The organism is Streptomyces sp. NPDC107498 (genome assembly GCF_055582805.1).
Genome location: NZ_JBVJPE010000019.1, coordinates 87,394 through 99,709, shown reverse-complemented (window position 1 = coordinate 99,709; position 12,316 = coordinate 87,394). Strand labels below are relative to the sequence as shown.

The 12,316-nt window shown below is 72.4% G+C and carries 13 protein-coding genes; 9 read left to right on the top strand and 4 right to left on the bottom strand.

Annotated elements, in window-relative coordinates; genetic code table 11:
* Positions 1 to 68: 68 nt before the first annotated feature.
* From ACZ66Z_RS28450 to ACZ66Z_RS28410, 9 genes are all read left to right on the top strand, one after another.
* Positions 69 to 869, top strand: a complete 801-nt coding sequence (locus tag ACZ66Z_RS28450) for an MBL fold metallo-hydrolase (protein WP_469938215.1) — start codon at positions 69 to 71, stop codon at positions 867 to 869.
* 37 nt (positions 870 to 906) lie between these two features.
* Positions 907 to 1,608, top strand: a complete 702-nt coding sequence (locus tag ACZ66Z_RS28445) for a DsbA family oxidoreductase (RefSeq protein WP_123450713.1) — start codon at positions 907 to 909, stop codon at positions 1,606 to 1,608.
* A gap of 219 nt (positions 1,609 to 1,827) precedes the next feature.
* Positions 1,828 to 3,006, top strand: coding sequence for an aminotransferase class I/II-fold pyridoxal phosphate-dependent enzyme (locus ACZ66Z_RS28440; protein ID WP_469938214.1), 1,179 nt, complete (start codon positions 1,828 to 1,830; stop codon positions 3,004 to 3,006).
* Positions 2,996 to 3,532 carry a DUF6190 family protein gene (locus tag ACZ66Z_RS28435; RefSeq protein WP_469938213.1) on the top strand — a complete coding sequence of 179 codons (537 nt, stop codon included), beginning with the start codon at positions 2,996 to 2,998 and terminating at the stop codon, positions 3,530 to 3,532. Before ACZ66Z_RS28440 ends, ACZ66Z_RS28435 begins: the two co-directional genes overlap by 11 nt.
* A 25-nt stretch (positions 3,533 to 3,557) precedes the next feature.
* A complete protein-coding gene (locus tag ACZ66Z_RS28430) occupies positions 3,558 to 4,364 on the top strand; it encodes a dihydrodipicolinate synthase family protein (RefSeq protein ID WP_469938212.1) in 807 nt (268 codons plus the stop codon).
* Positions 4,361 to 5,245, top strand: a complete 885-nt coding sequence (locus tag ACZ66Z_RS28425; RefSeq protein WP_469938211.1) for an iron-containing redox enzyme family protein — start codon at positions 4,361 to 4,363, stop codon at positions 5,243 to 5,245. The genes ACZ66Z_RS28430 and ACZ66Z_RS28425 overlap by 4 nt, the downstream gene beginning before the upstream one ends.
* Positions 5,242 to 5,553, top strand: coding sequence for a Rieske (2Fe-2S) protein (locus ACZ66Z_RS28420; RefSeq protein WP_469938210.1), 312 nt, complete (start codon positions 5,242 to 5,244; stop codon positions 5,551 to 5,553). Before ACZ66Z_RS28425 ends, ACZ66Z_RS28420 begins: the two co-directional genes overlap by 4 nt.
* On the top strand, positions 5,550 to 7,001 hold the full coding sequence (locus ACZ66Z_RS28415) for a purine-cytosine permease family protein (protein ID WP_469938209.1): 1,452 nt from the start codon (positions 5,550 to 5,552) through the stop codon (positions 6,999 to 7,001). Before ACZ66Z_RS28420 ends, ACZ66Z_RS28415 begins: the two co-directional genes overlap by 4 nt.
* 4 nt (positions 7,002 to 7,005) lie before the next feature.
* Entirely contained in the window at positions 7,006 to 7,926 is a 921-nt protein-coding gene (locus ACZ66Z_RS28410) for a PDR/VanB family oxidoreductase (protein WP_469938208.1), read from the top strand.
* A gap of 64 nt (positions 7,927 to 7,990) precedes the next feature.
* Here ACZ66Z_RS28410 and ACZ66Z_RS28405 read toward each other — a convergent pair whose 3' ends face one another.
* From ACZ66Z_RS28405 to ACZ66Z_RS28390, 4 genes are all read right to left on the bottom strand, one after another.
* Positions 7,991 to 9,070 (bottom strand): Zn-dependent alcohol dehydrogenase, encoded by a 1,080-nt coding sequence (locus tag ACZ66Z_RS28405; protein ID WP_469938207.1) that lies wholly within the window; start codon positions 9,068 to 9,070, stop codon positions 7,991 to 7,993.
* A gap of 20 nt (positions 9,071 to 9,090) precedes the next feature.
* Entirely contained in the window at positions 9,091 to 10,482 is a 1,392-nt protein-coding gene (locus ACZ66Z_RS28400) for an aldehyde dehydrogenase family protein (RefSeq protein WP_469938206.1), read from the bottom strand.
* Between the two features lie 305 nt (positions 10,483 to 10,787).
* Positions 10,788 to 11,570: a class F sortase gene (locus ACZ66Z_RS28395; protein WP_469938205.1), complete on the bottom strand. Its 783-nt coding sequence runs from the start codon at positions 11,568 to 11,570 to the stop codon at positions 10,788 to 10,790.
* Complete coding sequence (locus ACZ66Z_RS28390; RefSeq protein WP_469938204.1) at positions 11,557 to 12,249, bottom strand: hypothetical protein; 693 nt, start codon at positions 12,247 to 12,249, stop codon at positions 11,557 to 11,559. Before ACZ66Z_RS28390 ends, ACZ66Z_RS28395 begins: the two co-directional genes overlap by 14 nt.
* Positions 12,250 to 12,316 lie beyond the last annotated feature (67 nt).

The following is a 12,316-nucleotide window of genomic DNA, read 5'->3' as shown; positions in this document are numbered from 1 at the left end:
GGGGCCGGCGACGCCCCGGGCCCGGCCCGGGGCCCCCGGCCCGCTCGGTGCGTCATGAAAGGTGAACCGTGAAAACGTCCTACACCGCCGGGCCGGACATCCACGTCCTCCCCTCGGCCCTGCCCATCCCCGGCCTCGGCGACCAGCCGGTGAACGCCTTCCTCGTACGGTCCGGACAGCCGCTCCTCGTGGACACCGGCATGCCCGTCGACCGGGAGGGCTTCCTGGACTCCCTCTGGTCGCTGATCGACCCGGCCGATCTGCGCTGGGTCGTCGTCACCCACGACGACCGTGACCACACCGGCGCGCTCGGCCGGATCCTGGAGGCCGCGCCGCACGCGAAGGTGCTCGCCAACGCGATATCGGTGACGCGAATATCGGAAGAGTTCAGCATTCCGCAGGATCGGGTGGTGACCGCGAACCCGGGAAGCCGGATGAAAGTCGGCGATCGTGAGCTGAGCTTTCACCGGCCGCCCACCTTCGATTCACCCGGAACTCTCGCCGTGTTCGACCACTCCGATGGAACGCTCTACAGCTCCGACAGCTTCGGAACCGTCGTCGAAGAAATTCGCCAGGACTTCACCGATCTTTCCGAGGAAGAATTCTTCCATGGCTTCGAGGTCCTGAACCGTGCGATAGCCCCGTGGACCGCGCTGGTCGACGAGGCCAAGTTCCTCCGCCCCGTGCACGAGCTGGCGGCGCTGCGTCCCGCGCGGCTGCTCAGCGCCCACGGGCCGACCGTCGAGGAGAACGCCGTGCCCCGGCTCTTCGACGCGATGGCCCGCATCCCGTCCCTGCCCGCCTGGCTGCCGGACGCCGACCTCGACCTCGAGGCGGCGCTCGACGCCCACGAGTCCAGCGCCGGCTGAGCACCGCCCGGCCCGCGCATCCGAACAGAGGAGAACCATGTCCGACCCGACCACCGCCGACCTGACCCCGCCGCGCGGAGTCGTCACCGTCTTCTCCGACATCTGGTGTTCCTTCGCGCACATCGCCATCCACCGGCTGCACGCGACCCGGACCCGCCTCGGCCTGGAGGAGCAGGTCTCCTTCGACCTGCGCGCCTTCCCGCTGGAGCTGCTGAACGACGCCCCGAGCCCGCGGCCCGGCACGGACAGCGAGGTCGCCCGGATGGCCAGCCTGGAGCCGGCCGCCGGCTGGCAGCTGTGGCAGGCCAAGGACTGGCTGTACCCGTCGACGACGCTGCCCGCCCTGGAGGCGGTGCTCGCCGCGAAGGAGCAGAGCCTGAACGCCTCGGAGCAGCTCGACCTCGGGCTCCGCCGGGCCTTCTGGGCTGAGTCGCGCTGCATCAGCCACCGCAAGGTGATCCTGGACGTGGCCGCGGAGACGGGCGCCGTCGACGTCGACGCCCTCACCGAGGCGCTGGACGACGGGCGGGCCCGCCGGGCCCTCGCCGACCAGGCCGCGCTGTCCAAGAGCGACCGCGTGAACTGCAGCCCGCACCTGTTCCTGCCCGACGGTTCCGACCACGCCAACCCCGGCATCGACGTGGGCTGGGAGGGCGCGTACGGCATCGGCTGGCCGGTGATCGCCTCGGACGACCCGAAGGTGTACGAGGACATCCTGCTGCGGGCCGCCACGGAGTAGCGGAGAAGCCGCCGCCGGCGGCCGAGGAAAACGAACGACGGCCAGGCATTCCCTTTCGGGGGGATGCCTGGCCGTCGTTCCCTTTTTTCTCCGGCAGAACATCGCGGTGATTATTAATTGCGTGACCCGCCCGTTATTCGCAAGGCCGCTCGAAGCTCCTACAGTCGTTTGCGCCGCCGGAATTCCGGACGAGTTTCGTATCGACAGCGGGAGATCTTCATGTCGTTGACCGACAAGGCAGACGTCAGCACCTTCGTCGACCTCACCCAGCACGAGATCGAGGCCCTGAAGACCCGGTTCAACCTGGCCGACGCCCACACGCACCAGCGCCAGTCGGCCTCGCAGGAGCGGATCGTCTCGCGGCTCCCCGAGCTCTGGCACGAGTCGGAGTCGAAGCAGCAGGCGCACTTCGAGCGCCAGTTCGTCGACGCCTTCTTCCGCCTGCACCAGCAGCCCACCGCCCGGGCGATGGACCGCACGCTCCTTTCGTACTCCGCCAGCGTCTCCACCATGGTCGCCGGCATGTTCCTCAAGCAGCGCGGCATGTCGGTGCAGCTGGTGGAGCCCTGCTTCGACAACCTGGTCGACCTGCTGCGCAACATGCAGGTGCCGCTCGGGCCGGTGGACGAGTCGGTGCTGCACGACAAGGACGCCATCTACGAGCGCCTGGTCGAGTCGATCGACGCGGACGCCATCTACCTGGTCGACCCGAACAACCCCACCGGCTTCACCCTGCTCGCCGAGAAGCTGGAGGGCTTCGCCGAGGTCGTGCGCTACTGCGTGGACCACGACAAGGTCCTGGTGATGGACTTCTGCTTCGCCTCCTTCGCGCTGTGCGACGAGGGCATCGGCCGCGTCGACATCTACAAGCTCCTGGAGGAGTCCGGCGTGACCTACATGGTCATGGAGGACACCGGCAAGACCTGGCCGATCCAGGACGCCAAGTGCGCCATGATCACCGCCAGCCGGGACATCCAGGAGGAGGTCTACAACCTCCACACCAGCGTCCTCCTGAACGTCTCGCCGTTCGTCCTCAACATGGTCACGCAGTACATCGAGGACTCCATCACCGACGGCTTCGCCTCCGTCCGCGACATCATCAAGACCAACGGCGACGCCGCCCGCGCCGCCCTCGACGGCACCATCCTGGAGTTCCAGGAGCCGGTCGTCGGCACCAGCGTCGCCTGGTTCCGCATCAAGCCGGAGCACCTGACCGCCACCCAGCTCCAGGCCGTCCTCTTCGACGAGGAGGTGTACGTCCTGCCGGGCACCTTCTTCTACTGGAACACCAAGGAGAAGGGCGAGCGCTTCGTCCGCCTGGCCCTGGCCCGCGAGCCCGAGGTGTTCGCCGGCGCGATGGAGCGGATGCGGAAGGTGCTCGAGCGCTATGCGGCCTGACGCCACCCCCGAGGCGACCGAGCACGCCCCCACGGTGTTCATCGACGCCACCCTCTTCATGGGCATGCACAGCGAGGACGACGCCGTCCGCACCGGCGCCAAGGCCTTCTTCGCCGGCCGGCTGGCCGCCGGGGACGCCGGCCGGGTCGTGATGAACTGGGAGCAGGTCGGCCGCTGCGACGACCTGGTGTGGGGCTACGAGCGGAAGGTCCAGGACGAGTACTACCCGTTCATGGACGTCCTCCACACCGACCTGGCCATCGACCGCGTCCCGTACGACGAGGACGACCTGCGGCGGGCCTTCACCACCCCCGAGCTCGAAGGCCTGCCCACGCACGAGCGCCTGCTCCTCGCCCAGGTCATCGGACGGGGCGGCACGCTGCACACGGCGAGCCCCCGGCTGCTCGGGAGGACCGGTCTGCCCGTCGTGCCGGTCGGCGCCGTCGAGGAGCCCTCGTTCCCCGCGTACCTGGAGGACCTCTACCGGCGCTCGCTGGTGCTGACGGTCGACTCCGACAACCTCTGAAGCCATTTCGAAGGGCACCTCTCTCATGCCTGACACCTACTCCGGGACCGTCGTCCCGCTGATCACCCCCCTCGACGAGCACGGCACCGTCGACGAGCAGAGCGTCGTCCGGCTCCTGGACCACATCCGGGCCGAGGTCACGGGCCTCATGCCGGCCCTGACCTCCGGTGAGGGCTGGAAGCTCGACGCCCGGCAGTGGCAGGACGTCGTCACGTACACCGTCAAGCACGCCGACGGCCTCCCCGTGCTCGCCGGGATCCAGCTTCCCGACACCGCCTCGGTGATCGACCGGGCCCGCACGGCCGCCGAGATCGGCGCCGACGCCGTCGTCGTCACCACGCCGTTCGGCGCCGACGTGACGCAGGACCAGATCGTCGAGCACTACCGGGCGATCCGTGCGGCCCTCGACATACCGATCTTCCTCTACAACGAGGAGGCGCTGTCGGGCAACCGCATCGAGTTCGACACCCTGATCCGGATCTGCAAGGAGATCTCCGGGATCGTCGGCATCAAGGAGTCCAGCGGCGACGCCGCCTTCACCCGCAGGATGGCCGAGGCCGGCACCGGCATCCCGGTCTTCGAGGGCTGGGAGAACCTCCTCGTCGACGCCCGCGGCATCCAGGGCTTCATCGGCCCACTGGCCAACCTCGAACCCGGCCTGTGCAACGCGATGCTGGTCGACCCGACCCCGGACCGCCAGGCGGAGATCAACGCCGTCTGCGAGAAGTACGGCGTCTTCCGCGACGACTGGTACCGGTGGGTGAAGAAGGAGCTGCACGCGCGCGGCGTGATCTCCTCCCCCACCACGCACGAGGAGGCGAAGGCGGCATGAGCACCACCCCCGCCTCCCCCCTCGCCGAGTCCTCCGTTCCGGTGGCCGCGCACTCGATCGCGGCCCCGGCCGCGACCTCCCAGCGCGAACTCCACTCCCTCTACCGGCGGGTGCCCAACCTCGGCGACTACGGCTCGATGACCGCGATCGAGGAGCGGTGGATCCTGCCGAAGGCGCGGGCCTACGAGGCCTCCGCCCCCGACTTCGGCTCGGCCGGCGAACTGCTCCAGGCGCTCAAGGAGTTCCTCGCCGAGGAGGAGGCCGCACTCCCGGAGAGCGCGATCTTCCTCGCCGAGCACGCGACGCTCGACCAGTTCAAGGTGATCGTGCGGCAGTTCGCGCTCGACGGGCTCACCGAGTCCGAGTCGCTGCTCCCGGTCGTCCCCCGGCTGCCGTACCGCTCGGCGATGGCGGTCTTCCGGGTCCTGATCGACGAGCTCGGCTGCGGCAACGAGGAGAAGGCGCACTCCCAGCTCTACCGGGACCTGCTCACCGAGCTCGGCATGAGCCTGGACCTCGACGACTACCTCGACGAGACCGCCCCGGAGTGCTACGCGTACGTCAACATGTTCCACTGGCTGGCGAGCCGGGCGCCGTCTCCCCAGTACTTCCTGGGGGCGTACGCCTACTTCGAGACCAGCGTCCTGTACGCCTTCCAGAGCTTCGCCCGCGCGGCGCGGCGGCTCGGGATCGTCCACGACGCCTACTACACCGAGCACCTGTACATCGACTCGTACCACAGCAACCACATGCGTACGGCGATCCGGGCGCTCGAAGAGCCGGACCTCGCGAAGATCTGGGCGGGCGTGCGGCTGGCCTCCGACATCGTCGGCGAGGCCACGGAGACGGCGATCGCGCGGGCGCGGGAGACCGTCGCATGACGGCCGTGCCCGCCGCGCGGCGGAGCTCAGACGAGCCCGTCGTCCGTCAGGTGACCGAGGACCTGGTCCTGGTCGAGGTCGGTGGCCGCAAGGTCCTCGCGGCCGCCCTCTGCCCCCACCGCGGGGGCCGGCTGAAGTACGGCAGGGTCGACGGGGACAGGCTCCGGATCACCTGCCCCCTGCACCACACGACCTTCGACCTGAACAGCGGCGAGCGCACCTCGGGGGCGGCCTGCGCCGCCCTCCGGGTGGTCGACGTGCTGCCCGGTCAGGACCGTCCCGAGGAGCTCGCCGGGGGCGCCTCATGACCACCACACCGACCGGGGCGGCGTCCACCGCGACGCCGCCCCGTGCGGCGGTCGACCACGACGGCATCGCGCCGGTGCCCGAGGCGGAGCGCACCTCGACGCCGGGCGACTTCGGCTGGATCTGGCCCTCCGCGCAGTTCTCGTTCGGCACGGTGGTGCTCGGCGCGCTGCCCGTGGTCTTCGGCCTCGGCTGGTGGGCCTCGGCGAGCGCGATCGCGGCGGGGGTCGCCGTCGGGACGGCGCTTCTCGCGCCGCTCGCCCGGTTCGGCGTCCGCACCGGCACCAACGATCCGGTGTCGAGCGGGGCGCACTTCGGGGTGCGGGGCAGGGTCGTCGGCAACGTCATCACGGTGGTGACGGCGCTCGGCTTCTTCGCCATCGCGGTGTGGACGGGCGGCACGGCCGTCATGGTCGCGGGGCACCGGCTGTTCTCCACGCCGACGGGCCCGGGCGCGCTGACCGTCGCGATGTTCGTGACGGCGGCGGCGGTCGCGCTGGTCGCCGTGCGCGGCCACGAGACGCTGGTCCGGACGTACCGGATCACGGCGGTCACCGGCGGGGCGGTCCTGCTCGGCACCGCCCTCGTGCTCGCCCCCCGCTTCGACGCGGGATACGCCGGCGGGGCCCTGGCGCTCGACAGCACCCTGCACACGTGGCTGCTCGCGGCCACCGCGTCCGCGACCGTGCCCCTGTCGTACGCCACCTTCCAGGGCGACTACACCCGCTACATGCCGGCCACCACCCCCACCGGCCGGGTGGTGCGGGCGAGCGGCGTCTCGATGTTCCTCAGCAGTCTCGTGGCCCTGCTCACCGGCGCGTACGTGACGACGCTCTTCCCCGTGCCCGACGAGCCGTGGCTGCAGGGCCTCACGGACGCCGTGCCGGGCTGGTTCGCGGTGGCCGTGGTGGTCTTCGGCTTCGCGGGCACCCTGCCGCAGGCCGGGCTGTGCCTGTACGCGGCCGGCCTCTCCGCCAACTCGGTGTTCTGGCGCTCCTCGCGGGCCGCCGTGACCACGGTGGTCGCGCTGCTCGCGGCGGCCGTGCTGTACCTCGGGGCGGTGGTGTACGACGCGATGGACGCCATGTCGGCGTTCGTGACGCTGCTGCTCACGGTCGTGGCCCCGTGGGCCGCCGTGCTCTCCGTCGGGTACGTGCTCCACCGGGGCCGGTACGACGCGGAGGCGCTGCGGTCGTTCACCACGGGCGGCGGCGGTCGGTACTGGTACACGGGCGGGGTCAACCCGAGGGCCGCCGGGGCCTTCGCGGCCGGCGCCTTCGTGGGGGTGCTGTGGGTCAACAACCCGCTGTACACCGGTCCGTTGACCGACCTCACGGGCGGGGTGGACCTGAGTCTGCCGGCCTCCTTCCTGGTCGCCGCCGTGCTGTACGGGGTGGTGTGCCGGGTGTGGCCGGAGCCGCTGCTGCCGCCGACCCGGACGTCGAGGTGATGCCATGTCCACGGTCCGACTGACGGTCCGCTCGGTCGTCCGGGAGGCCGAGGGGGTCCGCGGGCTGCTGCTCGCCGACCCCGCGGGCGCCGACCTGGCGCCCTGGGAGCCGGGCGCCCATCTGGAGGTGACGCTGCCGTCGGGCACGGTCCGGCACTACTCGCTCTGCGGCGATCCGGCGGACCGGAGCACGTACCGGCTCGGGGTGTTGCGCGAGCCGGCGGGCCGGGGCGGCTCCGAGGAGATCCACACCGCCGTCGACGAGGGCACGGTCCTCGCGGTGCGCGGTCCGTTCAACCGGTTCCCGCTGCTGCCCGCCGAGCGGTACCTGTTCGTCGCGGGCGGCATCGGCATCACCCCGCTGCTGCCGATGATCCGCTCCCTGCCGCCGGGCTCGTGGTCCCTGCTGTACGGCGGCCGGAGCCTGGCGTCCATGGCGTACCGCGAGGAACTCGCCGGACTCCCGGAGGTCACGCTCGTCCCGCAGGACACGGCGGGGCTGCCCGACCTGGACGCCGTCCTGGCCGGGCAGCCCGCCGGGACGGTCGTCTACTGCTGCGGCCCCGAGGGGTTGTTGCGGGCGGTGGAGGAGCGGTGGCCGGGTCCGCTGCACACGGAGCGGTTCGGTGCGGCGCCGGTGGAGAGGTCCCCCGGCGAGGGCGGTTTCGAGGTCGAGCTGCGGCGGACCGGGCGGGTCCTGCGCGTGGAGCCCGGCCGGACCCTGCTCGACGCCGTGCGCGAGGTGGTGCCGGGTGTGGCGTACTCCTGCGAGGAGGGCTGGTGCGGCACCTGTGAGACGAAGGTGATCGCCGGGACGCCCGAGCACCACGACTCCGTCCTCGGCGAGGACGAGAAGGCCTCGGGGGCGACGATGATGATCTGCGTGGGCCGCTCGTGCGGCGAGCGTCTGGTGCTCGACCTCTGACGCGCCGCGCGAAGCACGGGGGCCCGTACCGGTGTGTGCCGGTACGGGCCTCCGCCCGTCGGGGTCAGAAGACGACCAGGGCCCGGCCGCCCCGGCCCGCGAGCATGTTCTCGAAGGCGCCCGGGATGCCCTCCAGGGTGATCCGCTCGGTGACGAGGGAGCCGAGGTCGAACCGGCCGGCCCGGATGTGCTCCGCGAGCACCGGCAGGTCCTCGGCCGGGTTCGAGTTGCCGTAGACGCAGCCCGCCAGGGTGCGGCCCCAGTGGAAGATCTCCAGGGCGTTGAAGGTGACCTGCTGGTCCTTGCCGCCGATGCCGACGACCGTGGTGCGGCCGCCGCGCCGGGTGGACTCCCAGGCGGTCCGGATGGTGACGGCCCGGCCGACGCACTCGACGGCCACGTCGACGCCCTGACCGCCGGTCAGCTTCCGGACGTCCCTGGCGGTGGTCCCGGAGGCGACGAGGTAATCGGTGGCTCCGGCGGCCCGCGCCAGCGCCTCCTTCTCCGGGGAGACGTCCACGGCGACGATCGTCGACGCGCCCGCGATCCGGGCGGCCTGGAGCGTGGCGAGGCCCACTCCGCCGACGCCGAAGACGGCGACGGTCTCGCCCTCCCGGACCCGGGCGGAGTGGTGGACGGCGCCCCAGCCGGTGAGGACGGCGCAGCCGAGGAGGGCCGCGTCGGTGAGCGGCACCCCCTCCGGGGCGGGCAGGACGCAGTTCGCGGCGACGACCGTCTCCTCGGCGAAGGCGGCGACGTTCAGCCCGGGGTGGAGCTCGGTGCCGTCCTCGGTGCGGGCGTGGACGTTCGCCGCGCCGGTCAGCGCGTCGGCGCAGAGCCAGACCTCGCCGAGCGAGCAGGGGTGGCACCTTCCGCAGGAGGGCGCCCAGTTGAGGACGACGCCGTCGCCGGGGGCGACGTGGGTGACGCCCTCGCCGACGGAGACGACGGTGCCCGCGCCCTCGTGGCCGAGGACGGCCGGGACGGGCACGCGCATGGTGCCGTTCGAGAGGGAGAGGTCGGAGTGGCAGACCCCGGCGGCGGCGAGCCGGACCCGGACCCGGCCGGGGCCGGGCTCGGGGAGTTCGATGCCGGTGATCTCCAGCGGAGAGCCGACGGCGGGCAGGACGGCGGCGCGGATCACGCTCGTTGCTCCTTCTGCGCTCAGAACTGGAGGGACTTGGTCTGGAGGTACTCGGCGAGGCCGTGCGCGCCGAGCTCCCGGCCGACGCCGGACTGCTTGTACCCGCCGAAGGGCGCCAGCGGGTTGAAGCGGCCGCCGTTGATGTCGACCTGGCCGGTCTCCATGCGGCGGGCGAAGGCGACGGCCGCCCCGGGCTCGCCCCAGACGGCTCCGGCGAGGCCGTAGACGGTGCCGTTGGCGATCGCGAGGGCCTCCTCCTCGTCCTCGTACCGCAGGAGCGAGACGACGGGGCCGAAGATCTCCTCCTGCGCGATGGTCATCTCGGGGGTGACGTCGGCGAAGACGGTCGGGGAGACGTAGTAGCCGGTCTCGCGCGGGGCCTCGGGACCGCCGGCGACGAGCCGGGCGCCCTCCTCGATCCCCTTCTCGATGTAACCGCGGACGCGTTCCTGCTGCTTGGCGTTGACCAGCGGACCGACGCGCTCGCCGGGGACGTACTTGGCGACGGCCCCGACGGCGAGCGCCACCGCCTCCTCGTACCGGTCGGAGGGGATCAGCATCCGGGTCCAGGCGCTGCACGTCTGGCCGGAGTTGGACATGACGTTGGCGATGCCGACGGCGACGGCCTTGGGGAGGTCGGCGCTCGGCAGGATCACGTTGGCGGACTTGCCGCCGAGTTCGAGCGCGACCCGCTTGACGGCGCCGCCCGCGAGGGCGCCGATCTTCTTTCCGACGGCGGTGGAGCCGGTGAAGGAGACGAGGTCCACGTCGGGGTGCTCGGCGAGCGCCTGGCCCGCGACCGGGCCGAGACCGGTGACCAGGTTGAAGACGCCGGCGGGCAGACCGGCCTCGTGGACGGCCTCGGCGAAGAGCTGCGCGGTGAGCGGGGTGTCCTCGGCGGGCTTGAGGACGGTGGTGCAGCCGGCGGCGAGGGCCGGGGCGACCTTGGCGACGATCTGGTGGAGCGGGTAGTTCCAGGGGGTGATGGCGGCGACGACGCCGACCGGCTCGGCGTGGACGGTGGAGTTGCCGACCTCCTCCACGAAGGGGTGGGTGACGGCGAGTTCGGCGTAGCTGCCGGCGACGGCGATCGGCAGTCCGGCGTGGACGGCGGCGGCGAGCTGCGGCGGGGCGCCGAGTTCGGCGGTGACGGTCGCGGCGATCTCCTCCGCGCGGGCGGCGAGCGCGTCGCGGAGGGCGGCGATCCGGGCTCCGCGCTCGGTGGGCGGGGTGGCCGCCCAGCCGGGGAGCGCGGCGCGGGCGGCGCGCACGGCGGCGTCGACGTCCTCGGCGGTGCCCGCCGGGACGTGGGCGATGACCTGCTCGTCGGCCGGGTTCAGCACCGGGATGGTGTCCGTGGAGGAGGCGGGGCGCCACTCCCCGCCGATGTACATCGCGTCGTGGGCCTTCATCCGCTGTCTCCTCAGGTCGCCCGTGCGTCGTCCGACCCAAACTAGCGCCGTTAGTTTTCCGACGCCAGGGCCCGCCGAAGTGCCCCGGGTCTCACCGGGCGGCACGCTCCGGGCCCATCCGGCGGCACGCTCCGGCCCCACCCGGCGCGGCACGTCACGGCACCGCCCGGTCCTGCCGCTCCGGTCCGCGCCGCGGGCATGCGCACGCGCACGCCCCGGTCGACGGAGCGGCTGGATTCCGTCGACCGGGGCGTGGGTTCGTGCGCGGGTTCCACCGGTCCGGGCCGTGGAGCCGGGTGCCGGGGTCAGATCTTCTGGGCGATCTCGGTGAGGTGGGCGAAGACGACGATGTTCGCCTCGTAGCCCTTGCCCCGGTCGAACGTTCCGCCGCAGGTGAGCAGCCGCAGTTCGGGCCGCCCGGTGTCTCCGTACACCTCCTTGTCGGGGAAGGCGTTCTTGGCGTACGTCCGGACGCGGTCGACCGTGAAGACGGCGACCTTGCCGTCGGCGCGGGCGACCCGGACGGTGTTGCCGGCGCTGAGCGCGTTGAGGTTGAGGAAGACGGCGGGCCCGGTGCGGGTGTCGCGGTGGCCCACGACGACGGCGGTTCCGCGCTCGCCGGGGGCGGCTCCCTTGGTGTACCAGCCGACGACGCGGGGGTTGTCGGCGGGCGGTGTGCCGAGCTGCCCGGAGGCGTCGAGGTCGAGCCCGATCACCGGGGCCTCGATGGTGATGGCCGGGACGGCGACGGTGACGGGACGCGAGCGGGCCAGCGGCGCGGGCCGGGACGCGGACCCCGGTCGGGGCGTGGCCTCGGGTCGCGGGCGGGGCGTGGCCCTGGGCAGTGCCCGGGGCGTGGCCTCGGGCTGCGTCCGGGGCTGCGTCGTGTGGTCCAGGGCGGCGGGCGCTCCGGCCGCCCCGGGTCGACCGGGAGCGGCCGGGCCCGTGGCGAGCGGCGGGTCGGCCGGCTCCTCGTCACCGGCCCACCAGACGCCCCCGGTCACCAGGACCACGGTCAGCACCACGGTCCTGGCGAGCCGGAGCCGGCGCCGCTGCCTGCGCGTGAAACGGGACCTACGCGGCGCCATTGGCGCGGCGGCGCGAGCGGCGGATCAGGACGAGTCCGGCCGTGCCCGCGAGGCCGGCGGCGACGGCCGCCCCGACGCCGAAGGCGGAGGAGTCCTCGGCGGCGAGCTGCGCGCTGCCGCCGCCGCCCGCGCCGACCGGGCCGTGCGGGGGCCTGCCGTGGCCGTGGCCGCCGTTGCCGCCGTCCCCGTTCCCGCCGTTGCCGTTGCCCCCGTTGCCGTTCCCGCCGTTTCCGTTCCCGCCGTTTCCGTTGGGGCCGTCCGGGCAGTGCACCCGGAAGACCTTCGACTTCGGGGCGCCGTTCATGTTCGCCCACGTCCACTCGACCTTGTACATGCCGCTCGGCACGCCGCTGATGTTCCCGGTGTACCCGAAGCCGGTGGCGTCGACGGTGATGCTGCCGTTCCCGAACGACGGGTCACCCGGCCGGCTCGGCTGCGCGACGATGTTCCACTGGACGTTCGGCACGCCGACGAAGTTGAAGGCGGAGAACTTGAAGGTGCACCCGACCTGGGGCTCGTTGGCCTGGCTGTTGTCGGGGGTGTTCTCCCGGTGCACCTTGACGTCGCCGTTGTCACCGGGCGCCGCGAAGGCCGCCGGAGCGCCCCCGAGGGCGACGGCGCCGAGCGCCAGGGTGGCGAGCGACGCTCGGAGCAGGGTGCGGGTGGGGGGTGTCGTCATGGGGGAGGTCCTCCAGTCGTGAATGCAGCGGCACTTGCTGCGATAATCCGACTATCTGTCACAAACG

Coding starts and splice junctions, on each gene's coding strand:
- ACZ66Z_RS28445 (WP_123450713.1), top strand. CDS start 907: ATGTCCGACCCGACCACCGCCGACCTGACCCCGCCGCGCGGAGTCGTC.
- ACZ66Z_RS28440 (WP_469938214.1), top strand. CDS start 1,828: ATGTCGTTGACCGACAAGGCAGACGTCAGCACCTTCGTCGACCTCACC.
- ACZ66Z_RS28435 (WP_469938213.1), top strand. CDS start 2,996: ATGCGGCCTGACGCCACCCCCGAGGCGACCGAGCACGCCCCCACGGTG.
- ACZ66Z_RS28430 (WP_469938212.1), top strand. CDS start 3,558: ATGCCTGACACCTACTCCGGGACCGTCGTCCCGCTGATCACCCCCCTC.
- ACZ66Z_RS28425 (WP_469938211.1), top strand. CDS start 4,361: ATGAGCACCACCCCCGCCTCCCCCCTCGCCGAGTCCTCCGTTCCGGTG.
- ACZ66Z_RS28420 (WP_469938210.1), top strand. CDS start 5,242: ATGACGGCCGTGCCCGCCGCGCGGCGGAGCTCAGACGAGCCCGTCGTC.
- ACZ66Z_RS28415 (WP_469938209.1), top strand. CDS start 5,550: ATGACCACCACACCGACCGGGGCGGCGTCCACCGCGACGCCGCCCCGT.
- ACZ66Z_RS28410 (WP_469938208.1), top strand. CDS start 7,006: ATGTCCACGGTCCGACTGACGGTCCGCTCGGTCGTCCGGGAGGCCGAG.
- ACZ66Z_RS28400 (WP_469938206.1), bottom strand. CDS start 10,482: ATGAAGGCCCACGACGCGATGTACATCGGCGGGGAGTGGCGCCCCGCC.
- ACZ66Z_RS28395 (WP_469938205.1), bottom strand. CDS start 11,570: ATGGCGCCGCGTAGGTCCCGTTTCACGCGCAGGCAGCGGCGCCGGCTC.
- ACZ66Z_RS28390 (WP_469938204.1), bottom strand. CDS start 12,249: ATGACGACACCCCCCACCCGCACCCTGCTCCGAGCGTCGCTCGCCACC.